General features: G+C 59.9%; 16 protein-coding genes. 13 read left to right on the plus strand and 3 right to left on the minus strand.

From position 1 onward, the window contains the following. Positions 1-492 precede the first annotated feature (492 nt). Entirely contained in the window at positions 493-1,869 is a 1,377-nt protein-coding gene (locus tag HUW52_RS28735) for an L-serine ammonia-lyase (protein WP_175555516.1), read from the minus strand. Positions 1,870-2,306: 437 nt separating this feature from the next. Between HUW52_RS28735 and HUW52_RS28740 the strand changes: the two genes are divergently transcribed. From HUW52_RS28740 to choV, 3 genes are all read left to right on the plus strand, one after another. Further along, positions 2,307-3,251: a choline ABC transporter substrate-binding protein gene (locus HUW52_RS28740; RefSeq protein ID WP_007918300.1), complete on the plus strand. Its 945-nt coding sequence runs from the start codon at positions 2,307-2,309 to the stop codon at positions 3,249-3,251. A gap of 66 nt (positions 3,252-3,317) precedes the next feature. Beyond that, entirely contained in the window at positions 3,318-4,163 is an 846-nt protein-coding gene (gene choW, locus HUW52_RS28745) for a choline ABC transporter permease subunit (protein WP_016983941.1), read from the plus strand. Continuing rightward, the gene (choV, locus tag HUW52_RS28750; RefSeq protein ID WP_175555517.1) at positions 4,160-5,338 is read left to right on the plus strand and encodes a choline ABC transporter ATP-binding protein; all 1,179 of its coding nucleotides are present in this window, start codon (positions 4,160-4,162) and stop codon (positions 5,336-5,338) included. Before choW ends, choV begins: the two co-directional genes overlap by 4 nt. A 226-nt stretch (positions 5,339-5,564) precedes the next feature. Here choV and betT read toward each other — a convergent pair whose 3' ends face one another. Then, positions 5,565-7,562, minus strand: coding sequence for a choline BCCT transporter BetT (betT, locus tag HUW52_RS28755; protein WP_175555518.1), 1,998 nt, complete (start codon positions 7,560-7,562; stop codon positions 5,565-5,567). 429 nt (positions 7,563-7,991) lie between these two features. Here betT and betI point away from each other — a divergent pair, with 429 nt between their 5' ends. From betI to yccS, 9 genes are all read left to right on the plus strand, one after another. After that, positions 7,992-8,585: a transcriptional regulator BetI gene (betI, locus tag HUW52_RS28760; protein WP_007918292.1), complete on the plus strand. Its 594-nt coding sequence runs from the start codon at positions 7,992-7,994 to the stop codon at positions 8,583-8,585. An 88-nt stretch (positions 8,586-8,673) separates the two neighbouring features. Beyond that, on the plus strand, positions 8,674-10,146 hold the full coding sequence (gene betB / locus HUW52_RS28765; protein WP_093429885.1) for a betaine-aldehyde dehydrogenase: 1,473 nt from the start codon (positions 8,674-8,676) through the stop codon (positions 10,144-10,146). A 153-nt stretch (positions 10,147-10,299) separates the two neighbouring features. Continuing rightward, positions 10,300-12,003 carry a choline dehydrogenase gene (gene betA, locus HUW52_RS28770; protein ID WP_175555519.1) on the plus strand — a complete coding sequence of 568 codons (1,704 nt, stop codon included), beginning with the start codon at positions 10,300-10,302 and terminating at the stop codon, positions 12,001-12,003. Positions 12,004-12,288: 285 nt separating this feature from the next. Then, a complete protein-coding gene (locus tag HUW52_RS28775) occupies positions 12,289-13,731 on the plus strand; it encodes a TldD/PmbA family protein (RefSeq protein ID WP_175555520.1) in 1,443 nt (480 codons plus the stop codon). Continuing rightward, positions 13,731-15,068, plus strand: coding sequence for a TldD/PmbA family protein (locus HUW52_RS28780; protein ID WP_175555521.1), 1,338 nt, complete (start codon positions 13,731-13,733; stop codon positions 15,066-15,068). The genes HUW52_RS28775 and HUW52_RS28780 overlap by 1 nt, the downstream gene beginning before the upstream one ends. A gap of 151 nt (positions 15,069-15,219) precedes the next feature. Next, entirely contained in the window at positions 15,220-16,647 is a 1,428-nt protein-coding gene (mdtD, locus tag HUW52_RS28785; protein ID WP_095121436.1) for a multidrug transporter subunit MdtD, read from the plus strand. Between the two features lie 128 nt (positions 16,648-16,775). Beyond that, on the plus strand, positions 16,776-18,113 hold the full coding sequence (dbpA, locus tag HUW52_RS28790) for an ATP-dependent RNA helicase DbpA (RefSeq protein WP_230669476.1): 1,338 nt from the start codon (positions 16,776-16,778) through the stop codon (positions 18,111-18,113). Positions 18,114-18,250: 137 nt separating this feature from the next. Continuing rightward, positions 18,251-19,429, plus strand: coding sequence for an NAD(P)/FAD-dependent oxidoreductase (locus tag HUW52_RS28795; RefSeq protein WP_175555522.1), 1,179 nt, complete (start codon positions 18,251-18,253; stop codon positions 19,427-19,429). Positions 19,430-19,658: 229 nt separating this feature from the next. Further along, on the plus strand, positions 19,659-21,851 hold the full coding sequence (gene yccS / locus HUW52_RS28800; protein ID WP_175555523.1) for a YccS family putative transporter: 2,193 nt from the start codon (positions 19,659-19,661) through the stop codon (positions 21,849-21,851). Positions 21,852-21,972: 121 nt separating this feature from the next. Here the strand turns inward: yccS and HUW52_RS28805 are convergent, their stop codons facing one another. Further along, positions 21,973-22,710 (minus strand): ABC transporter substrate-binding protein, encoded by a 738-nt coding sequence (locus HUW52_RS28805; RefSeq protein ID WP_016987244.1) that lies wholly within the window; start codon positions 22,708-22,710, stop codon positions 21,973-21,975. Between the two features lie 255 nt (positions 22,711-22,965). Here HUW52_RS28805 and HUW52_RS28810 point away from each other — a divergent pair, with 255 nt between their 5' ends. Next, entirely contained in the window at positions 22,966-23,418 is a 453-nt protein-coding gene (locus HUW52_RS28810) for a GNAT family N-acetyltransferase (protein ID WP_038358715.1), read from the plus strand. Positions 23,419-23,513: the final 95 nt, after the last annotated feature.

The following is a 23,513-nucleotide window of genomic DNA, read 5'->3' on the forward strand; positions in this document are numbered from 1 at the left end:
CGGGTGATGGCCTCAGGCGGAGGCTCTTGTTATTGCCAGCGTTCTCGCGTGGGAGACGGGCTTTGTTATGACAGAGCAATTGCCATGCCTAAAATTGGATGGCCGTTCAATAACTCCTGAAAACGACGTCGCGACGTGTCTATACGAGACGTCCGACGAAAGGTATTTCGAAGTGCCATCAGCGGCTGGGAAAGCCCTGTCCCGAGGTGTGTGAGCAAATCGGTAGCACTTGTGGGAACTGGCCTGCGCGCAGTTTGCGGGGAGTGTCACCGCAAGCACGGGTGACGGACGGTAGAAGGGCTGAGCGCGTGTAACAGGTGGGAAAGACTCTTATCTGATTGCGACGCGCTAAAAGGTGGCGTGATTTATTGTCTGTGTTCACTTGGTGAGCAGTTTTGACTGGTCTGACGCTATCGCGAGCAGGCTCACTCCTACAGGGGAACGCGTTCCAAATGTAGGAGTGAGCCTGCTCGCGATTGAGGCGACTCGGTCTCAGCACTCAACCGCGCTGACCGCCAAGCCGCCGCGCGAGGTCTCTTTATATTTGTCATGCATGTCGGCGCCGGTATCGCGCATGGTGCGGATCACCCGATCCAGCGAGATAAAGTGCTGACCATCGCCGCGCAACGCCATCTGCGCCGCGTTGATCGCCTTCACCGCCGCAATCGCATTGCGCTCGATGCACGGCACTTGCACCAGGCCACCGACCGGATCGCAGGTCAGCCCGAGGTTATGCTCCAGACCAATCTCCGCCGCGTTGCATAATTGCTCCGGCGTAGCGCCAAGAATCTCCGCCAGCCCCGCCGCCGCCATCGCGCAGGCCGAACCGACTTCACCCTGACAGCCGACTTCGGCGCCAGAGATCGAAGCATTCTTCTTGCACAGAATCCCCACCGCCGCCGCACCCAGGAAGTAGTCGACCACGTTGGCGTCCGTCACCGCTTCGCTGAACTTCATAAAGTAGTGCAACACCGCCGGAATGATCCCCGCCGCGCCATTGGTCGGCGCCGTGACCATGCGCCCGCCCGCCGCGTTTTCTTCATTCACCGCCAGCGCAAACAGGTTGACCCATTCCATGGCGCTCAACGTCGAGCCGATCACATTGGGCTTGCCCAATTCCTGAAGGCTGCGATGCAACTTCGCCGCCCGCCGCCGCACATTCAATCCGCCCGGCAGGATGCCTTCGTGCTTCAGGCCCTGCTCGACGCAATCCTGCATCGCCCGCCACAACTTCATCAGCCCGGCGCGGATCTCTTCTTCACTGCGCCAGACCTTTTCGTTGGCCATCATCAATTCGGCGACGCGCAGGTTGTTTTTCTTGCACAACTCCAACAGTTCAACCGCACTGGAAAAGTCGTAGGGCAACTCAGTGCGATCCAGATCGACAACGCCGCTGGACGCCTGCGCTTGATCGACGACAAAACCGCCACCTACTGAATAGTAGGTGTCGCGATGCAGTTCGCCGTGATCGCCCTCGGCAACAATCGTCATCGCATTGGGGTGGAACGGCAGGTTCTCATCGATCAGGCGCATGTCTCGCGCCCAGACAAACGGCACCGCCAGACGACCATCCAATAAAAGGGTGTGAGTTTCGCGTAACGCTTGAATGCGCGGGCCGATCTGCGACGGGTCGATTGCGTCCGGCCACTCGCCCATCAAACCCATGATCACCGCGTTGTCGCTGCCGTGACCGATACCGGTAGCCGACAGCGATCCGAACAATTGCACTTCTATACGACGCACCTGCTCCAACTGGTGTTTGTCCCGCAGCGACTCGACAAACAACGCCGCCGCGCGCATCGGCCCGACGGTGTGGGAACTGGAAGGGCCGATGCCGATTTTGAACAGGTCGAAAACGCTGATAGCCATTGCTGCAGAGCTCCTGAGGATGCCGGTCCGGAACGCAAAAGCGCCCGCTGGCGGAGCTGCTACGCTCAAGCTGCGATCCGCCGGAATGCCCGCATCATCAGGCTTTTGTCGGAGCGCACGGCGTCTGACACCGACGCACTCATGTCCACCAGCGCCGCGCCGTTTTCGTCCCTGTTTTTCGCCGTTTTTGTGCGGTTCAGATGGCCATTCGGGGTAGAAAAAAGCTGTAAACGACGTCACTGACACTGGATGCGACCATCCCTGTACTGGATACGACCCCCCCTGTAGGCGTCAGATTTTCACTGGTACATGATCGTTATGACTCGATTGCAAGGCGCCGTGACAGAGCTGTCTCCAGAACGCCATCCAACCGCAACCTATAAGTGCGGTGGTCCACAGTCGGAACACTGCCAAAAAAAACACCAAGGAGTCCATCCATGAAAGGTTCCCCGTCGTTGTTGTTGGCCGCCATGCTGAGTCTGCCGTTACTGGCGCAAGCTGCAGAACCGGCGCAATGCAGTACCGTTAACTTCTCCGATGTCGGCTGGACCGACATCACCGCGACCACCGCCACCACCTCCGTTGTCCTCAACGCCCTCGGCTACAAGACCAAGACCACCATGATCTCCGTGCCCGTGACCTACAAGTCGCTGGCCGACGGCAAGAACATGGACGTGTTCCTCGGTAACTGGATGCCGACCATGGAAAACGACATCAAGGCCTACCGCGATGCCGGCACCGTGGAAACCGTGCGCACCAACCTCAAGGGCGCCAAGTACACCCTCGCCGTGCCGCAAGCCCTGTATGACAAGGGTCTGCATGACTTCGCCGACATCGCCAAATTCAAGAAAGAACTCGACGGCAAGATCTACGGCATCGAGCCTGGCAACGACGGCAACCGTCTGATCCAGAGCATGATCGACAAGGACGCCTTCGGCCTGAAGACCGCCGGTTTCAAAGTGGTTGAATCATCGGAAGCGGGCATGCTCTCGCAGGTCGACCGTGCGCAGAAACGCGACACAGCGGTGGTCTTCCTCGGCTGGGCGCCGCACCCGATGAACAAGCGCTTCAAGATTCAATACCTGACCGGTGGCGATGATTTCTTCGGCCCCGATTTCGGTGCAGCGACCGTGGCGACCAACACCCGCAAGGGTTACGCCGAGGAATGCAGCAACGTCGGTCAGTTGCTGAAGAACCTGGAGTTCACCGTCGACATGGAAAGCGAACTGATGGGCAACATCCTCGACGACAAGATGAAGCCTGACGCGGCCGCCAAGGCCTGGCTGAAAAAGAATCCACAAGTGCTCGATACCTGGCTCGCTGGCGTGACCACCATTGACGGTAAACCTGGCCTGGAGGCCGTGAAAGCCAAGCTTCAGTAATCGCTTATGCCGGGTGGGCTCGCCCACCCGGGCTGTTTATTTCCTTGCATGCGGACGTTCACTACCATGCTGATTGATCAGAAAATACCTTTAGGCCAGTACATCGCGGGCTTCGTTGAATGGTTGACGCAACACGGCGCCAACACCTTCGACGCAATCGCCGTGACACTGGAAACGATGATCCACGGCGTGACGTTTGCGCTGACCTGGTTCAACCCACTGGTCTTGATTGGCCTGATCGCCCTGCTCGCGCACCTGATCCAGCGCAAATGGGGATTGACCGCTTTCGTGATCGCCTCCTTCCTGCTGATCCTCAATCTGGGCTACTGGCAGGAAACCATGGAAACCCTCGCCCAGGTCATGTTCGCGACCTTGGTCTGCGTGGTCATCGGCGTGCCGCTGGGCATCGTCGCCGCGCACAAACCGATGTTCTACACTGTCATGCGTCCGGTACTCGATCTGATGCAGACCGTACCGACCTTCGTTTACCTCATTCCTACCCTGACCCTCTTCGGGCTGGGTGTGGTCCCGGGCCTGATCTCCACGGTGGTGTTCGCCATCGCTGCGCCGATCCGCCTGACCTACCTGGGCATCCGCGATGTCCCGCAAGAACTGATGGACGCCGGCAAGGCCTTCGGCTGCTCGCGTCGCCAATTGCTCTCACGGATCGAACTGCCTCACGCCATGCCGAGCATCGCGGCCGGCATTACCCAGTGCATCATGCTGTCGTTGTCGATGGTGGTGATCGCGGCACTGGTAGGCGCCGACGGACTCGGCAAACCGGTGGTCAACGCACTGAACACTGCTGATATCGCCCTGGGCTTCGAAGCGGGCCTGGCGATCGTACTGCTGGCGATCATGCTCGACCGTATCTGCAAACAACCCGACGCTAAAGTAGGGGGTGACGCATGAGCATAATTCGCTTCGAAGACGTTGACGTAATCTTCTCCAAAGATCCGCGCGAGGCACTCAAGCTGCTGGATCAGGGCATGACCCGCAACGAGATCCTGAAGAAGACCGGACAGATTGTCGGTGTGGAAAAAGCCACGCTGGACATCAACAAAGGCGAGATCTGCGTGCTGATGGGCCTGTCCGGTTCCGGCAAGTCGAGCCTGCTGCGCTGTATCAACGGCCTCAACACCGTGAGTCGCGGCAAGCTGTTCGTCGAGCATGAAAACCGTCAGATCGACATCGCCTCCTGCACCCCGGCCGAGCTGAAAATGATGCGCACCAAGCGCATCGCCATGGTCTTTCAGAAGTTCGCCCTGATGCCGTGGCTGACGGTGCGCGAGAACATCAGTTTCGGTCTGGAAATGCAGGGCCGTCCGGAGAAGGAACGCAAGAAACTCGTCGATGAAAAACTCGAACTGGTTGGCCTGACCCAATGGCGCAACAAGAAGCCTGACGAACTCTCCGGCGGCATGCAGCAACGTGTCGGTCTGGCGCGGGCACTGGCGATGGACGCCGACATTCTATTGATGGACGAACCGTTCTCGGCACTCGACCCGCTGATCCGTCAGGGTCTGCAGGATGAACTGCTGGAGCTGCAACGCAAGCTCAACAAGACCATCGTGTTTGTGAGTCACGACCTTGATGAGGCGCTCAAACTGGGCAGCCGCATCGCGATCATGAAGGACGGCCGGATCATCCAGTACAGCGTGCCGGAAGAGATTGTGCTGAACCCGGCGGACGACTATGTGCGGACGTTCGTGGCGCACACCAATCCGCTCAATGTGCTCTGCGGTCGCAGCCTGATGCGCACGCTGGACAAGTGCAAACGCATCAACGGCTCGGTGTGTCTCGATCCGGGCGGCGATTCGTGGCTGGACCTGGCCGAAGGCAACACCATCAAGGGTGCGCGGCAGAATGGTTCGGTGCTGAACCTGCAGAACTGGGCACCGGGGCAAGCGGTCGAGGGCCTGGAGCGCAAGCCGACGCTGGTGGATTCGAACATCGGCATGCGTGATGCGTTGCAGATTCGTTATCAGACCGGCAACAAGCTGGTGTTGCACGATAACAATCATGTGGTGGGGATCCTGGGCGACAGCGAGTTGTATCACGCGCTGTTGGGCAAGAACCTCGGTTAAGGCGGGATAAAAAAAGGGATCGCGGTGAGCGATCCCTTTTTTATTGGGTCAGGGAAAAGCCCCTCACCCTAGCCCTCTCCCAGAGGGAGAAGGAACCTACCGAGTTGTACTTTCAAGCTACATCGACCTGAGAAATCGAGTCGAACTCAGGTATTGAAAAGCCCCCGATCTGCTCCCTTTCCCCCTCTCCCTTAGGGAGAGGGCTGGGGTGAGGGGGCTTTTGACTTTAGCTGTACACCCGGCCAAGGAGCTGCCGATGGCTTTCAAACTGATCGAGCACATCCCGCGTGATCTGATCCTGCGTGAAGCCCATCAGGTCGTAATCCTGGCTGCCGTTGTGCAGATACACCTCGGCGCGGTAGTAACGCTGGCGCGCTTCATCGGACTGCGCCGATTCGCTCGGGGTCGCCAGATAGCCGTCAAGGCTCACTTCGTAAACGAAAGGGTTGCCCTCTTCCATCTCGACGCGCACGCCCATGCAACGCTTGGATTTACCCAGCAGCGTCTGCACTTCCAGACCCTGTGCACGCATCTGCGCGGTGGCATCTTCCAGCGCCGGGCTGACCTGCTTGTCCATAAAGCGCTGCACCACCGATTGGCTCGGTTGCAGATCCAGTTGCGTCAGACGCTCGCTGAAACCGCGACGACCGCGCTCCGCCAGTTGCGCCTGCTCCTGTTCGATCTGCACGTCCTGGCGCATCGCCTTGTGCAAGCCGAACATGAAGAACACCAGCACCACCGAGAACGGCAGACCGGCCAGCACCACCATGGTTTGCATGGCTTCGAAGTTACCGGCGAACAACAGACCGATGGTCACCAGGGTGATCACTACCGACCAGAAGATCCGCAGCCAGTGCGGCGCATCTTCATCGACGTGACCGCCCTTGCAGGACAGATTCGCCATCATTACCGCGCCGGAGTCGGCCGGGGTCAGGAACAGCACGAAGCCAACGAAGATCGACACACCGATAACGACTTTCGACGCCGGGTAGTGTTCAAGCAACTGATAGATCGCCATCGACGGCTGTTCCAGCGCCGTCTTGCCGAGCTCCACCGCGCCATGGTTCATCACCAGATCCAGTGCCGAGTTACCGAAGATCGACAGCCAGGCCAAGGTGAAGCCCAGCGGAATCAGCAACACGCCTGCCACCAGTTCACGCACGGTACGACCACGGGAGATACGCGCGATGAACATGCCTACGAATGGCGCCCAGGAAATCCACCACGCCCAGTAGAACAGGGTCCACAGGCCCATCCAGCGCTCGGACTTGGCGTTGTCGCCTTCGTACACATAAAGGTCGAAGGTTTTCAGCACGATGCCATTGAGGTAGTCACCGATGTTCTGCACGAAGCCGTTGAGCAAGTGCAACGTCGGGCCGAACAGCAGCACGAAAATCAGCAGACCACTGAACAGCACGATGTTCAGGTTGGACAGACGGCGGATGCCGTTTTCCACGCCGGACACGGCAGCGATGGTCGCTACGGTGCTCATCACGATGATCACGATCAACAGGTTGGTGTTGCTGTGCTCCATGCCGAACAGGTTTTCCAGGCCCGACGACACTTGCAGCGAACCGATCCCCAGGTTCGTCACCAGACCCAGCAGGGTCACGAACATACCGAAGCCGTCCACCGCGTGACCGGCCGCGCCTTTGACCCAACGCTCGCCGACCAGCGGATACAGCGCCGAACGCAGTGCCAGCGGCTGGTTATGACGATAAGCAAAGTACGCCACGGCCAGACCGACCAGTGCGTAGATTGCCCAGCCGTGCAGCCCCCAGTGCAGGAACGTCAGCTGTACAGCCTGACGCGCGGCCATGTTGCTGGCCGATGCGCCTTCCGGCGGATTGAAGTAGTGATCCAGTGGCTCGGATGCGCCGAAGTACAGCAGCGAAATACCGATACCCGACGAGAACAGCATCCCCGCCCAGGCGCCGTAACTGAAATCCGGGGTGTCGTCCTTGCTGCCCAGTTTGAGTTTGCCGTACGAGGAAAACGCCAGACCGACGACAAATACCAGATAAGCGGCGATTACCACCATGTAGTACCAGCCGAAGCTGCGCGACAACCAGGCCTGAGCGATACCCAACAGTCTGCCGGCCTCTTGCGGGGCGATAATCAGAATGGCGGTCAACAACAGAATCAGCGCGGTAGAGGTGTAAAACACCCAACCGTTGACCGTCACCTTCTCGGGCGGGGTCTTTATAAGCGAGGCAGAACTCATGGCACAAATGCTCCAGGCAGTGCGAGAGAAGAACACAAGGCAACACGGAACCCGACCAATCGGTTAGTTGGCAGCCGACCGGCGGGTGATATAAAGACACCCCGAAAAAAGCCCGAACCTGCCGAAATGGCGCTGCGAATCGCTTTCGTGGCCGAAGGTGGACGGACGTTCATCCGAAACCTGGCCCTGAGCGTCTTGCCCTTTCAACACGTCCATCGAATCGCGAACCGCGCCATGCCCCATACAGGTTTCGAGCATTTTCGGATGTCGGTTTTATCGCCACTTACACGTAGGAAAAATCTGTAGGCAGCGACGATTTGTCGCAGATCTTATTCTTTGTTGATTGAACGTTCAATCAAAACAAAATAGACTGGCCGTCAATCCGATAGGCGTGATTCGCCGCTCGGAAGGCCTAAGGAGATGTGCAAGATGCCCAAGGTCGGTATGCAACCCATCCGCCGCCAACAACTGATCGAAGCCACATTGCAGGCGGTCGATCAGGTCGGAATGGGGGACGCCAGCATTGCGCTGATCGCCCGTTTGGCCGGTGTCTCGAATGGCATCATCAGTCATTACTTTCAGGACAAGAACGGCCTGATTGCCGCCACGATGCGGTATCTGATGACCGCCCTCAGCGAGAGCGTCACCGCGCGCCGTCAGGCGCTGGCAGATGACAGCCCACGGGCGCATCTGCAGGTGATCATCGAAGGCAACTTCGACGCCAGCCAGGTCAATGGCCCGGCAATGAAAACCTGGCTGGCCTTCTGGGCCACCAGCATGCACCAGCCGTCTTTGCACAGGTTGCAGCGGATCAACGATCACCGTCTGTATTCCAACCTGTGCTGCCAGTTCCGCCGTGTGCTGTCGCTCGAAGATGCGCGCAGCGCAGCAAGAGGACTGGCAGCGTTGATTGACGGCTTGTGGTTGCGCGGCGCTTTGTCGGGAGACGCTTTCGACACGGCGCAGGCGCAACAGATCGCTTACGAATACATGGATTTCCAATTGGCCAAGAAGGTGAGCTAGAGCACACAGAAAACGCTCGGCCCCTCAACGCCACCGCAGCCTCACCGCGGTGGTCAACGCCAACCACCAATGCACTTGCGAGGACACTATGGCCCGTTTCGAACTGCAAAAACTTTACATCGATGGCGCGTACTCTGACGCTGGCAGCGATGCCACCTTCGAAGCCATCAACCCGGCGAACGGTGAAGTCCTCGCCCAAGTGCAACGTGCGACCAAGGAAGACGTCGAGCGCGCGGTAGTGAGCGCTGAAAAAGGCCAGAAAATCTGGGCCGCGATGACCGCCATGGAGCGTTCGCGCATCCTGCGTCGCGCCGTCGACATCCTGCGCGAGCGCAACGATGAACTGGCCGCGCTGGAAACCCTGGACACCGGTAAATCCTTCTCCGAAACCAAGTACGTCGACATCGTCACCGGCGCTGACGTGCTGGAATATTACGCAGGCCTGGTACCCGCCATCGAAGGCGAGCAGATCCCGCTGCGTGACACTTCGTTCGTCTACACCCGTCGCGAGCCGCTGGGCGTTGTCGCCGGTATCGGCGCGTGGAACTACCCGATCCAGATCGCCCTGTGGAAATCCGCGCCAGCCCTGGCGGCCGGTAACGCGATGATCTTCAAGCCAAGCGAAGTGACCTCGCTGACCACCCTGAAACTGGCCGAGATCTACACCGAAGCCGGCGTTCCAAACGGTGTGTTCAACGTCCTGACCGGCAGCGGCCGTGAAGTCGGCACTTGGCTGACCGAGCACCCGCGCATCGAAAAAATCTCCTTCACCGGCGGCACCGACACTGGCAAGAAAGTCATGGCCAGCGCTTCGGCTTCGTCGCTGAAAGACGTGACCATGGAACTGGGCGGCAAGTCCCCGCTGATCATCTGCGACGACGCCGACCTCGATCGCGCTGCCGACACCGCGATGATGGCCAACTTCTACAGCTCCGGTCAGGTCTGCACCAACGGCACTCGCGTGTTCGTTCCGGCGCACCTGAAAGCCGCTTTCGAAGCCAAGATCGTTGAGCGCGTTGCACGCATCCGCGTCGGCAACCCGGAAGACGAAAACACCAACTTCGGCCCGCTGGTCAGCTTCGCGCACATGGAAAGCGTGCTGGGCTACATCGCCAAGGGTAAAGAGCAAGGCGCCCGCGTACTGTGCGGCGGCGACCGTCTGACCGACGGCGAATTCGCCAAAGGCGCATTCGTCGCGCCAACCGTGTTCACCGATTGCACCGACGACATGACCATCGTTCGTGAAGAAATCTTTGGCCCGGTCATGGCGATCCTCTCCTACGAAACCGAAGAAGAAGTGATCCGCCGCGCCAACGACACCGACTTCGGCCTGGCCGCCGGTATCGTCACCAAAGACCTGAACCGCGCCCACCGCGTGATTCATCAACTGGAAGCCGGTATCTGCTGGATCAACGCCTGGGGCGAGTCCGACGCAAAGATGCCGGTTGGCGGTTACAAGCAGTCGGGTGTAGGTCGTGAGAACGGCATCAGCTCGCTGAACAACTTCACCCGCATCAAATCGGTACAGGTCGAGCTGGGCGATTACGTCTCGGTGTTCTAAGACCCGAGTCCTGTATTGCTCGTGAGGCCGTCTTCGCGAGCAGGCTCGCTCCCACAGGAGATCCCATTCCAATGTGGGGGCGAACCTCTTCGCGAATCGAGTGCAAAGCACTCGTCAGGCCCGACCTGACCACATCTAAAGAGGGTGCATTCAATGTCCCAAGAATTCGATTACATCATCATCGGTGCCGGCTCGGCCGGTAACACCCTGGCGACCCGTCTGACTGAAGACGCCGGCGTCACCGTTCTGCTGCTCGAAGCAGGCGGCCCTGACTACCGTCTCGACTTCCGCACGCAAATGCCGGCTGCACTGGCATTCCCGCTGCAAGGTCGTCGCTACAACTGGGCGTACGAAACCGATCCAGAGCCACACATGGACGGTCGCCGGATGGAATGCGGCCGCGGCAAAGGCCTTGGCGGCTCTTCGCTGATCAACGGCATGTGCTACATCCGCGGCAACGCGATGGACTACGACGGCTGGGCAAAACTGCCAGGTCTGGAAAACTGGTCGTACCTCGACTGCCTGCCGTACTTCCGTAAAGCCGAAACCCGCGACATCGGCCCGAACGATTACCACGGTGGCGAAGGCCCGGTCAGCGTGACCACGCCGAAGGCTGGCAACAACCCGCTGTTCCACGCCATGGTTGAAGCCGGCGTACAAGCCGGTTACCCGCGCACCGAAGACTTGAACGGTTACCAGCAGGAAGGCTTCGGCCCGATGGACCGCACCGTGACGCCGAACGGCCGTCGTGCTTCCACCGCCCGTGGCTACCTCGACACCGCTAAAAAGCGTTCGACCCTGACCATCGTCACCCACGCCCTGACCGACAAGATTCTGTTCGAAGGCAAGCGTGCGGTTGGCGTGCGTTACCTGGTCGGTTCGGCGGAAGAGCGCGTTGAAGCCAAAGCGCGCAAAGAAGTGCTGCTGTGCTCCGGTGCCATCGCTTCGCCGCAGATTCTGCAGCGTTCCGGTGTCGGCCCTGCCGAACTGCTGAAGTCGCTCGACATCCCGGTCGTTCACGATCTGCCGGGCGTCGGTGAAAACCTGCAGGATCACCTTGAGCTGTACCTGCAATACGCTTGCACTCAGCCGGTTTCGCTGTACCCGTCGCTGCTCTGGTACAACCAGCCAGCCATCGGTGCCGAGTGGCTGTTCAACGGCACCGGCATCGGCGCCAGCAACCAGTTCGAAGCCGGCGGTTTCATCCGTTCGCGTCCGGAATTCGAATGGCCGAACATTCAGTACCACTTCCTGCCGGTGGCGATTAACTACAACGGCAGCAACGGTGTGAAAGAGCACGGTTTCCAGGCGCACATGGGTTCCATGCGCTCGCCAAGCCGTGGTCGCATCCAGGCCAAGTCGAAAGACCCGCGCCAGCACCCGAGCATCCTGTTCAACTACATGGCCACCGAGCAAGACTGGCAGGAATTCCGCGACGGCATCCGCCTGACCCGTGAAATCATGCAGCAACCTGCGCTGGACGCTTTCCGTGGCCGCGAAATCAGCCCGGGCATCGAAGTGCAAACCGATGAGCAGCTGGACAAGTTCATCCGCGAGCACGCCGAAACCGCGTTCCACCCTTCCTGCTCCTGCAAGATGGGCACCGACGAGATGGCTGTAGTGGATGGCGAAGGTCGCGTGCACGGCATGCAGAGCCTGCGTGTGGTCGATGCCTCGATCATGCCGATCATCACCACCGGTAACCTGAACGCGCCGACGATCATGATCGCCGAGAAAATCGCCGACAAGATCCGTGGCCGTCAGCCGCTGCCGCGTAGCACCGCGCCGTACTACGTCGCGGGCGATGCACCGGTGAAAGGCAAGCCGATGCGTGATATCACCCCGGCTGCTCAGTAATTCAGTTACACCGCATCAAGGCTGATCGCGAGCAGGCTCACGCCTACATCGATCTCCAGTGAACACAAACTCTGTGGACACTGGAGATTAACTGTAGGAGTGAGCCTGCTCGCGAAGGGGCCCTCACATTCAGCACAAATTCCCGCGCTGCACAGTAAATCCCCCTACACCCCCTCTTCACTTGATCCTACCCCCACGCAGGCCTACTCTAGACCTCGCGCAACCGTTTCACCCCTCCCCGCCGAGTAGCCTCACCCCGCTTCCCCCTGACAAGGAGGTTCCCGAATGTTCGATTTCCACCCCCAGCTCAAGCAGCGCTTCGCTGCCTTGCGCACGGGCGCCGAGTTTTTTTCCCTGCGATACGTACGCGAATCCGGTCAGTACCTGTCGGTGCGTAAAAACGTTGCCGAACCACCGAGCCTGAGCCGTGACGAAGGCGCGATGCTCACCGTGCGCGTCAATGGTGTTGAGGCCTACGCGGCGACCAACGACCTGTCGCAAAAAGGTCTGCAAGCCGCCCTCGAACGCGCCGAGCAGCAAGCGCGCCGGCTCAAGCCGCACGCACTGCTCGACCTGCGCGATCAGCCAGTGTCCAGCGATCGCGCTGATTACTTTTCACCCAATCTCGAACAAGCCTTCCCGTCCCTGAGCGAATGTTTTGAGCTGCTCGGCGCAGAATCCGCCTCGGTGCCAAAGGATGAGCGCCTGGTGAACTGGCAAGTGAGCATCGGCATTACCCACGTCGAACAGATCTACCTGAGTAGCGCCGGGGCCGAATTGCGTCAGGCTCAGCGTTTCGTCTATCCAGGCCTCGACGTCACCGCCTACGACGGCAACGACAGCCAGACCCGCAGCCTCGGCCGCGAGAACTTCGGCCAACAGGGCGGCGCTGATGTGATCAGCCGCTGCGGTCTGATCGGCGCCGGCCCGCAAGTCGCCGACCAGGCATTGCAACTGCTGCTCGCGCCGAACACCCCGCAAGGCCCGCGCGATCTGCTGTTGATGCCGGATCAAATGATGCTGCAGATCCACGAATCCATCGGTCACCCGTTGGAACTCGACCGCATCCTCGGCGACGAGCGCAATTACGCCGGCACCAGTTTCGTCAAAGCCAGCGACTTCGGCAGCCTGCAATACGGCTCGAAACTGCTCAACGTAACGTTCGATCCGCGTATTCCCGAAGAACTGGCCAGCTATGGCCACGATGACGACGGTACCAAGGCCAGCAAACAATTCCTGATCCGCGATGGCCTGTTGTTGCGTCCGCTGGGCGGGGCGCTGTCGCAGTTCCGCGCCGGTCTCGACGGCGTCGCCAACAGCCGCGCCTGTGGCTGGAACCGGCCGCCGATCGACCGCATGGCCAACCTCAATATCGAACCGGGCGATCAGCCGCTGAACAAGCTGATCGAAGGCATCGAGCACGGCATCCTGATGAGCACCAACCGTTCTTGGTCGATTGACGATGCGCGCAACAAATTCCAGTTCGGCTGTGAATGGGGCCAGTTGATCGAAAACGGTGAACTCAAAGGCGTGGTAAAAAACCCGAACTACCGGGCGATTTCCGCGCACTTCTGGAAAAGCCTGCGCGCCGTCGGCGACGCCAACACCGTCAAGGTGCTGGGCACGCCGAACTGCGGCAAGGGCGAACCGAACCAGGTGATCCGCGTCGGCCACGCTTCGCCGGCCTGCGTATTCAGCAACGTTGATGTGTTTGGGGGAGACGCCTGATGAGCATTTCGAAGAGTCAGTCCGACGCCTTCAAGGTCATGGTCGAGTGGCTGCGCGACAGCGTGCGCGAGCCAGAACAGTTCACCCTTAGCTATGCCGCCGAATCCTCGGCGTTTGTGCGTTTCAACCACGCCAAGGTGCGTCAGGCCGGGCAAGTGCAGCAGGCCAATATCGTCCTGAAGCTGATTAACGATGGTCGCCATGCCGATCTGCAAGTCACCCTGTCCGGTGATCAGGAAGGCGATCTGCAACGGCTTGCCGAAGGTCTGCAACAACTGCGCGAAACCCTGCCGTTGCTGCCGCAGGATCCGTATCTGTTGCTCAACCACAACGGCTGGCAGAGCCAGAACGTGCAGGAACATCCGCTACCGGACACTGAACAGGTAGTCGATGAAATCTGTGCTGCCGCTGAGGGTCTGGACCTGGTGGGCTTCTATGCCGCCGGCCCGATCAGCCGTGGTTTCGCCAGTTCAGCGGGGGCGTTTGGCTGGCATCAGGCCAACAGTTTCAACTTTGACTTCAGCCTGTTCCACGACAACGGCGAAGCGGTGAAGGCCAGCTACGCCGGGCACGACTGGAGCAGCGAAGGCTTCGCCAAGCGCTTTGCTCAGGCGCGCGAGCAACTGGAATTTCTCGGTCGTCCGCTGCGCACCCTGGCACCGGGGCAATACCGCGCGTACCTGGCACCAGCGGCGCTGGAAGAAATCATGGGCATGCTGAGCTGGGGCGGTTTCTCGGCGCAGTCGATTGCCAGCAAGAGCAGCCCGTTGCAGAAGCTGTATGTCGGCGATCAGGCGTTCAGTCCACTGGTGTCGCTGGATGAGAAAGTCAGCGAATCGTTGAGCCCGGCGTTTTCCGGCGAAGGTTATCCGCGCAGTGATTTGCGTTTGATCGTCGAAGGCAAGGCCGGTGATCAACTGGTTGGCTCGCGCAGTGCCGCCGAATATGGTTTGGCCGCCAACGGCGCTGGCGGCGGTGAAATGCCGAGTGCGTTGAACATGGCGGCGGGGGATCTGTCGCAAGCAGAGATCCTCAAGCAGTTGGGCACCGGGCTGTACATCAGCAACCTGTGGTACCTGAACTACTCGGATCAACCGGCCGCGCGCATGACTGGCATGACCCGCTTCGCGACCTTCTGGGTCGAGAACGGCGAGATTCAGGCACCGGTGAGCACCATGCGCTTTGACGACAGCGCTTACAGCCTGCTCGGTTCGCAGCTGGAAGCGTTGACCGCCGAGCGCGAGTTGCTGCTGTCGGCGAGTACCTACAGCCAACGCAACACGTCGTCGGCGTTGCTGCCGGGGGCGTTGGTCAGCCGTTTAACCCTGACCCTGTAAACGCAACACCTGTGGGAGCGAGCTTGCTCGCGAAGAGGCCATGTCATTCAACATTGATGGCGACTGACCTACCGCTTTCGCGAGCAGGCTCGCTCCCACACTGACCGCGCTCGACAATGGATATGCATTAACTCCAACGACAAGAGGTTCCATGCCCAACCGCCCGCCTCTCGACGCCATCACCGCCCGCTGGTTGCCGTGGGTCGTCGCCATCGCTTTCTTCATGCAGTCCCTCGACGGGACCATCCTCAACACCGCCCTGCCGGCCATGGCTCGCGACCTGGCCGAAGATCCCTTGCGCATGCAGGGCGTGATCATCGCCTACATGCTCACCGTGGCTTTGCTGATCCCGGCTTCGGGCTGGATCGCCGACCGCTTCGGCACCAAGAAAATCTTCTTCGGCGCAATTCTGCTGTTCAGTTTCGGCTCACTGCTCTGTGCGCTGTCGAGCAGCCTGAGCATGCTGATCGGCGCCCGGGTCATTCAGGGGCTGGGCGGTGCGCTGATGCTGCCGGTCGGGCGACTGGTGGTGCTGCGCGCTTATCCACGATCCGAACTGGTGCGGATCATGGGTTTCATCACCATCCCCGGCCTGCTCGGCCCGCTGATCGGGCCGACCATGGGCGGCTGGATGGTCGAGTACCTGACGTGGCACTGGATCTTCCTGATCAACCTGCCGGTCGGCGTCATCGGTTGCTACGCGGTGTGGAAATTCATTCCCGACCTGCGCGGCACCGAGCGCACGCGCTTCGATAGTCTGGGTTTTCTGTTGTTCGGCGCGGCGATGATCCTGATCACCATCGCCATGGAAGGCCTTGGCGAGTTGCACTTGCCGCACCTGCGCGTGATGTTGCTACTGTTCGGCGGCATGGCCTGTCTGGCGGCATACTGGTTGCGCGCCGGGCACATCGAAAATCCGCTGTTCGCACCGTCACTGTTCAAGACCCGCACCTTTGCTGTGGGTATTCTCGGCAACCTTTTCGCCCGTCTGGGCAGCGGTGCACTGCCGTTTCTGGTGCCTTTGCTGCTGCAAGTGGCGCTGGGTTATTCACCGTCGCAAGCGGGAATGAGCATGCTGCCGCTGGCCGCTGCGGCGATGATCGCCAAGTGGGTGGCACGACCGCTGATCGAACGTCTCGGTTATCGCATCGTGCTGACCGGCAACACGCTGGCACTGGGGATCATGCTGGCGAGCATGGGTCTGGTCAGCGAGCAAACGCCGTATTGGCTGCTGCTGTGCCTGCTGGCGATTCTCGGCGCGATCAACTCGCTGCAATTTACCGCGATGAACACCGTGACGCTGATCGACCTCGACGATGCGAGCGCCAGCAGCGGCAACAGCTTGCTGTCGGTGGTGGCGCAGTTGTCATTGAGTCTGGGCGTTGCCTGCGCCGGTGCGTTGCTCGGCGGGTTCACCGCGGAGGTTGGTAACGATGGCGTCGAGACCGTGCTCGGTGCGTTCCAGCTGACCTTCGTCACCGTCGGCATCATGGCGATGCTGGCCGCGACGATCTTCTCGCAACTGTCGAAGGAAGACGGCCGCCGCGCCAAACGCCCGGAAGAACACATCGAACATTAACCACTGTTCGTCCAGAACTTTCGAAGAAAGTGGCACGGGGCTGCTACACTGCGCGACATTTTGTTTTGCAGGCCAGTCCCGTGACCACCATCGCCACCGCTTTTAATACTCTGCCGCTGTCCGCCGCCATGCTGGCTAACCTCGAATCCCTCGGTTATGCCCAGATGACGCCGATCCAGGCGCAGAGCTTGCCGGTGATCCTCAAAGGGATGGACCTGATCGCCCAGGCCAAGACCGGCAGCGGCAAGACCGCCGCATTCGGCATCGGCCTGCTGAACCCGATCAACCCGCGCTACTTCGGTTGCCAGGCGCTGGTGATCTGCCCGACGCGCGAACTGGCCGACCAGGTCGCCAAGGAAATCCGTCGTCTGGCCCGTGCCGAAGACAACATCAAGGTCCTGACCCTGTGCGGCGGCGTGTCGTTTGGCCCGCAGATCGCTTCGCTGGAGCACGGCGCGCACATCATCGTCGGCACCCCGGGCCGCATCCAGCAGCACCTGCGCAAAGGTTCGCTGGTCCTTGATGGCCTGAACACTTTGATCCTCGACGAAGCCGACCGCATGCTCGACATGGGTTTCTACGACGCCATCGAAGACATCATCGTCAAGACTCCAGAGCGTCGTCAGACCCTGCTGTTCTCCGCGACTTACCCGGTGGGCATCAAGCAACTGGCGTCGAAATTCATGCGCGATCCGCAAACGGTGAAAGCCGAAGCGTTCCACGATGACACGCAGATCGAGCAGCGTTTCTACGAGATTTCCCCGGAAGACCGCATGAGCGCAGTGACCAAAGTCCTGCACCACTTCCGCCCGGCGTCCTGCGTGGCGTTCTGCTTCACCAAGCAGCAGGTTCAGGAAACCGTTGATCACCTGACCGCCAAAGGCATTTCCGCTGTCGGCCTGCACGGCGACCTGGAACAGCGTGACCGCGATCAGGTGCTGGCGATGTTCGCCAACCGCAGTACTTCGGTACTGGTCGCCACCGACGTGGCTGCCCGTGGTCTGGACATCGATGCGCTAGACATGGTGATCAACGTCGAACTGGCCCGCGATTCGGAAATCCATATTCACCGCGTTGGCCGTACCGGTCGCGCTGGCGAGAAAGGCATCGCGATCAGTCTGGTTGCTCCGGGTGAAGCGCACCGCGCGCAAGCCATCGAACAGCTGCAGAAATCACCGCTGAACTGGGATCAGGTCGATAACCTCAAATCCCAGGGCCTCGCCCCATTGCAGCCGCCGATGACCACGCTGTGCATTGGTGCCGGTCGTAAAGACAAGGTTCGTCCGGGCGACATTCTGGGTGCATTGACTGGCGACGCCGGTATTCCGGGTGCGCAAGTTGGCAAGATTGCGATCTTCGATTTCCAGGCTTATGTAGCCGTGGACCGCACCGTGGCCATGCAGGCCTTGCAGCGTTTGAACGACGGCAAGATAAAGGGCCGTTCGCTGCGCGTACGTATCCTGTAAGAACAACGTAACTCCCCTGTAGGAGCTGCCGCAGGCTGCGATCTTTTGACTTTGTTTTTTAAGAGCAAGATCAAAAGATCGCAGCCTGCGGCAGCTCCTACAGTTCGTTTTGTGGTGATATTTCAGAGGACACCGTTTTGCGCTCTACCGAAGTCGTGATCATTGGCGCTGGCGCCGCTGGGTTGATGTGTGCACTGACTGCCGCCGGGCGTGGGCGTCAGGTGTTGCTGCTCGACCACGCGAACAAGGCCGGCAAGAAAATCCTGATGTCGGGCGGTGGCCGCTGCAATTTCACCAACATGTACACCGAGCCGAACAATTTCCTCTCGCAGAACCCGCACTTCTGCAAATCCGCGCTGGCGCGCTACACCCAGTGGGATTTCATCGGCATGGTCGGCAAACACGCCGTGCCCTACCACGAGAAGAAACTCGGCCAGTTGTTCTGCGATAACAAATCCAGCGACATCCTCGAAATGCTCCTGACCGAGTGCGATCAGGCCGGTGTCGAACTGCATCTGGACACGTCGATCCAGACGATCGAGAAGGTCGAAAGCGGTTACCTGCTCGACACCACCCTCGGTCAGGTTCAATGCCAGTCGCTGGTGATCGCCACCGGCGGTCTGTCGATCCCGACGCTGGGTGCCACCGGTTTCGGTTATCAGGTCGCCAAACAGTTTGGCCATGAGTTGCTGCCGACCCGCGCCGGTCTGGTGCCGTTCACCATCACCGATCAGCTCAAGGAACTCTGCACCGAGCTGTCCGGGACGTCGGTGGATTGTCTGGTCAGCTGCAACGACCAGAGCTTTCGCGAGAACATCCTGTTTACTCACCGTGGCCTCAGTGGCCCGGCAATTTTGCAGATTTCTTCGTTCTGGGAACCCGGCGACACGGTGGAAATCAACCTGCTGCCAGATCACGACGCCGCGAGCTGGCTGCAACAGCAAGTGGCCGAGCGTCCGAACAGTGAACTGAAAACCCTGCTGGGTGAGATCTTCACCAAGAAGATGGCCAATCTGCTGGCGGACAACTGGTTCGTGTCCAAGCCGATGAAGCAGTACACCCACGCGGAACTGGCGGAAATCGCCGACAAACTCGGCAGCTGGAAAGTCGTGCCGGCGGGGACTGAGGGTTATCGCACGGCCGAAGTGACCCTCGGCGGCGTCGATACCCGCGAAGTGTCGTCGAAGACCATGGAATCGCTGAAAAGCCCTGGCCTGTATTTCATCGGTGAAGTGCTCGACGTCACCGGGCATCTGGGCGGCTTCAACTTCCAATGGGCCTGGGCCTCCGGCTACGCCGCCGCGCAGTACGCCTGACTCAGAGCCAAATACAAAACCCTGTAGGAGTGAGCTTGCTCGCGAAAGCGGTCTTTCAGTCAACATTGTGGTGACTGACACATCGCATTCGCGAGCAAGCTCGCTCCCACAGTGGTTTGTGGTGTAAGTAAAAGGAACACTTTTTGCTGTCAGATGTGATCGGCGCCATTGCGTCGGCGTCATTACTGGCTCAATTTAGCGGCATCGCCTCGGAAGGCCTTCGCACTTCATGTCCTCGACCTCGTTTCGTCAGTCTTTGCGGCGCCTGTGGGCGCTGGATAAATTCAGCTACAGCGTGCGGGTGTTCATCGCCCTGACCGGCAGCATGGCGCTGTGTTGGTATCAGGATGAAATGGGCCTGCTGATCCCGTTATTCCTCGGCATTATCGCCAGCGCCCTGGCCGAAACCGACGACAGTTGGCAGGGCCGCCTCAACGCCCTCGCCGTGACACTGGTGTGTTTCAGCATCGCCGCGCTGTCGGTGGAATTGCTCTTCCCCTACCCGATCGTCTTTGCCATTGCCCTCGCGCTGGCCAGTTTTGGCCTGACCATGCTCGGTGCGCTCGGCGAGCGTTATGGCGCGATTGCTTCGGCGACGTTGATTTTGTCCGTATACACGATGATCGGCGTTGATCAACGCGGCGGCGCAGTCACTGATTTCTGGCACGAGCCGATGCTGCTGGTCGCCGGTGCGGCGTGGTACGGCTTGCTCTCGGTGTTGTGGCAGGCGATGTTTTCCAACCAGCCGGTGCAGCAGAGTCTGGCGCGGCTGTTCCGTGAACTGGGTTTTTACCTGAAGCTGAAATCGTCGCTGTTCGAGCCGATCCGACAGATGGACGTCGAAGCACGTCGCCTCGAACTGGCGCAGCAAAACGGCCGCGTGGTGGCTGCGCTGAACAGTGCCAAGGAAATCATCCTGCACCGCGTCGGCAATGGCCGCCCCGGCTCGAAGGTCAGCCGTTACCTGAAGCTGTACTTCCTCGCTCAGGACATCCACGAACGCGCCAGCTCCTCGCACTATCCGTACAACGCGCTGGCCGAAGCGTTCTTCCACAGCGACGTGCTGTTCCGCTGCCAGCGCCTGTTGCGCCAGCAGGGCAAGGCTTGCCGCGCACTGGCCGAATCGATCCAGATGCGCCAGCCATTTATTTATGACGCGAGTTTCGCCGAAGCCCTCAGTGACCTCGACGCCTCCCTCGAACACCTGCGCATCCAGAGCAACCCGGCGTGGCGCGGACTGCTGCGTTCGCTGCGCGCACTGGCCGCCAACCTCGGCACCCTCGACCGTTTGCTCAGCGACGCGAGCAATCCGGATGCCTTGGCCGATGCGACCGACAGCAGCCTGCTCGACCGTTCGCCGCGCAACCTCAAGGACGTCTGGATTCGCCTGCGCACGCAACTGACGCCGACTTCTCTGCTGTTCCGCCATGCCCTGCGCCTGCCATTGGCGCTGAGTATCGGCTACGGCATGGTGCACCTGATTCACCCGTCGCAGGGTTACTGGATCATCCTCACCACGCTGTTCGTCTGCCAGCCGAACTACGGCGCGACGCGGCGCAAACTCGGTCAGCGGATCTTCGGCACGGCCATCGGCCTGACCGTGGCGTGGGCGCTGTTCGATCTGTTCCCGAGCCCATTGGTGCAGTCCTGCTTCGCCATCGCTGCCGGCGTGGTGTTCTTTACCAACCGCACCACCCGCTACACCCTGGCAACAGCGGCGATCACCATCATGGTGCTGTTCTGCTTCAACCAGGTCGGTGACGGTTACGGACTGTTCCTGCCACGCCTGTTCGATACCTTGCTCGGCAGCCTGATCGCCGGTCTGACGGTGTTCCTGTTCCTGCCGGACTGGCAGGGTCGACGCCTGAACAAAGTGCTGGCCAACACCCTGACCTGCAACAGCATCTATCTGCGCCAGATCATGCAGCAATACGCCGCCGGCAAGAGCGACGACCTCGCTTATCGTCTGGCCCGGCGTAATGCGCACAACGCCGATGCGGCACTGTCGACGACGTTGGCGAACATGCTCATGGAGCCGGGGCACTTCCGTAAGGAAGCAGATGTCGGATTCCGCTTTCTGGTGTTGTCGCACACGCTGTTGAGTTATCTGTCAGGACTGGGCGCGCATCGCGAGACGCAGTTGCCGGCGGATGTGCGTGAGCATTTGATTGATGGCGCCGGGGTGAAACTGGCGACGAGTATTGATGAAATCGCCCAAGGGCTGGCGAACAAGCAGCCGGTGGCGATTCAGAGTGACGAAGAAGAAGCGCTGGCCAATGAGCTGGAGCAGATGGCTGATGAGATTGATGAAGGACAGCGGTTGGTGCAAACGCAACTGGCGTTGATTTGCCGGCAGTTGGGGCCGTTGCGGACGTTGGCGGCGCATCTGATCAAGGACACCAGTGAGGTTGGCGCTGGCTGACAGGACGTCTTCGCGAGCAAGCTCGCTCCCACATGTGTTCTGTGTCGTTCACAAATCCAATGTGGGAGCGAGCTTGCTCGCGAAGAGGCCATCAGCCACACAAAAAATTCTGGATCAGCCCTCACATGCCATGCTGGCGAAGCAACTTGTCATAACTCCCATCCGCCTTCATCGCCGCAATCGCCTTATCAAACCCTGCAACAATCTGCTCATGCTGCGGATTCTTCAGGCTCACCAGAATGTGCAGGCTGTTCTCACTCAACGGCTTGGGCAAAAACTCCACCGAATTGCGCACCTTGGCGGATTCCCGCGCCAGGTAATACTTCGCCACATACTCATCCTCCAGCGTCAGCTTGACCCGATCCGCCGCGAGCATGCGCACGGCCATGGCGAAGTTATGCACAGGGACTTTCTGCAACGCCGTGTCGGCATCGAACGGCGCCGAATAGGCGTAACCGCGCACCACAGCGATCGGATACGTGTGCAGTTGTTGCAGATTTGAGTAGTCGAGTGGTGTGTCTTTGCGCTTGAGAAAGCGAATGCGGTTGAGCAGGTATTCACCGGAAAACTGGCCGAGCCTGGTCCGCTCGTCGTTGTACCAGGCGTTGACCAACACATCGTAGCGGCCCTCGCCAACGCCAAGCAGCGCCCGCGCCCAAGGCACCTGCTCGTAGCCGCTGGCATAACCGGCCCGGGCCAGCGCAGTTGTGACGATGTCGGTGGCCAGTCCGCCGTTGACCAGCGTGTCGTCGGTAAAGGGTGGCCAGATATCAAACACCAGCCGCAGCTTATCCGCTGCAGCGGTCTGAGCCAGCAAGAGCAATCCGGTCAAAGCAAAGGCTCGATGCAAACGCGGCATGCTTGAAAATCCTTAGCGGGCGAGTTGCCCAGCATGTTTTCAGTCAAAACCCCAAGGCCCCTTACCAGCAAAACCCAGGCCCTAACATTAGCTCATTGCAGCCAGTGCACAGGGCTCTCCAGCAGATTACACAAAGTCGCCGAGGCTGCGAGAAAGGAATGATGGCATTTTGACCTTTGTCACAGACTCTTACGCCATAAAGACATCTTTGCCGCAGGCGCTTAGTATCGGGCGACACGTTCAAGGAATCGGCAAATGACAATCGAATGGGTCTGCAAACATCACAGTGATCTGGGCAAGGAACAGCTGTACGCGCTGTTGAAGCTGCGCTCTGACGTGTTCGTGGTCGAACAGAAATGCGCCTATCCGGACCTCGACGGCCAGGATCTGGAAGGCGACACCTACCATCTGATGGGTTGGGAAGATGATCAGCTGATGGCGTACCTGCGCCTGCTGGATCCGGAATCCCAGGGCGGTGACGTGGTGATTGGCCGCGTGATTACCGCACCGCAGGGGCGGGGGAAAGGGCTGGGGCACGAGATGATGGAGCAGGCGTTGAAACAGGCCGAGAAGCATTGGCCGCAGGTGCCGATCTATCTGTCGGCGCAGGCGCATTTGCAGGGGTATTACGGCAAGTACGGGTTTGTTGTGGCGGGTGAGGAATATCTGGAGGATGACATTCCACATATCGGGATGCGTCGTGCCTGAAAAGCCCCTCACCCTAGCCCTCTCCCGGAGGGAGAGGGGACTGACCTTATCGTCTTGCGGCAGACATCGACCTGAAAAACAGTGTCGATTATGGA

The sequence above is a fragment of the Pseudomonas sp. 43A genome (genome assembly GCF_013363935.1).
Lineage (GTDB): Bacteria > Pseudomonadota > Gammaproteobacteria > Pseudomonadales > Pseudomonadaceae > Aquipseudomonas > Aquipseudomonas crudilactis.

Coding starts and splice junctions, on each gene's coding strand:
- HUW52_RS28735 (WP_175555516.1), bottom strand. CDS start 1,869: ATGGCTATCAGCGTTTTCGACCTGTTCAAAATCGGCATCGGCCCTTCC.
- HUW52_RS28740 (WP_007918300.1), top strand. CDS start 2,307: ATGAAAGGTTCCCCGTCGTTGTTGTTGGCCGCCATGCTGAGTCTGCCG.
- choW (WP_016983941.1), top strand. CDS start 3,318: ATGCTGATTGATCAGAAAATACCTTTAGGCCAGTACATCGCGGGCTTC.
- choV (WP_175555517.1), top strand. CDS start 4,160: ATGAGCATAATTCGCTTCGAAGACGTTGACGTAATCTTCTCCAAAGAT.
- betT (WP_175555518.1), bottom strand. CDS start 7,562: ATGAGTTCTGCCTCGCTTATAAAGACCCCGCCCGAGAAGGTGACGGTC.
- betI (WP_007918292.1), top strand. CDS start 7,992: ATGCCCAAGGTCGGTATGCAACCCATCCGCCGCCAACAACTGATCGAA.
- betB (WP_093429885.1), top strand. CDS start 8,674: ATGGCCCGTTTCGAACTGCAAAAACTTTACATCGATGGCGCGTACTCT.
- betA (WP_175555519.1), top strand. CDS start 10,300: ATGTCCCAAGAATTCGATTACATCATCATCGGTGCCGGCTCGGCCGGT.
- HUW52_RS28775 (WP_175555520.1), top strand. CDS start 12,289: ATGTTCGATTTCCACCCCCAGCTCAAGCAGCGCTTCGCTGCCTTGCGC.
- HUW52_RS28780 (WP_175555521.1), top strand. CDS start 13,731: ATGAGCATTTCGAAGAGTCAGTCCGACGCCTTCAAGGTCATGGTCGAG.
- mdtD (WP_095121436.1), top strand. CDS start 15,220: ATGCCCAACCGCCCGCCTCTCGACGCCATCACCGCCCGCTGGTTGCCG.
- dbpA (WP_230669476.1), top strand. CDS start 16,776: ATGCTGGCTAACCTCGAATCCCTCGGTTATGCCCAGATGACGCCGATC.
- yccS (WP_175555523.1), top strand. CDS start 19,659: ATGTCCTCGACCTCGTTTCGTCAGTCTTTGCGGCGCCTGTGGGCGCTG.
- HUW52_RS28805 (WP_016987244.1), bottom strand. CDS start 22,710: ATGCCGCGTTTGCATCGAGCCTTTGCTTTGACCGGATTGCTCTTGCTG.
- HUW52_RS28810 (WP_038358715.1), top strand. CDS start 22,966: ATGACAATCGAATGGGTCTGCAAACATCACAGTGATCTGGGCAAGGAA.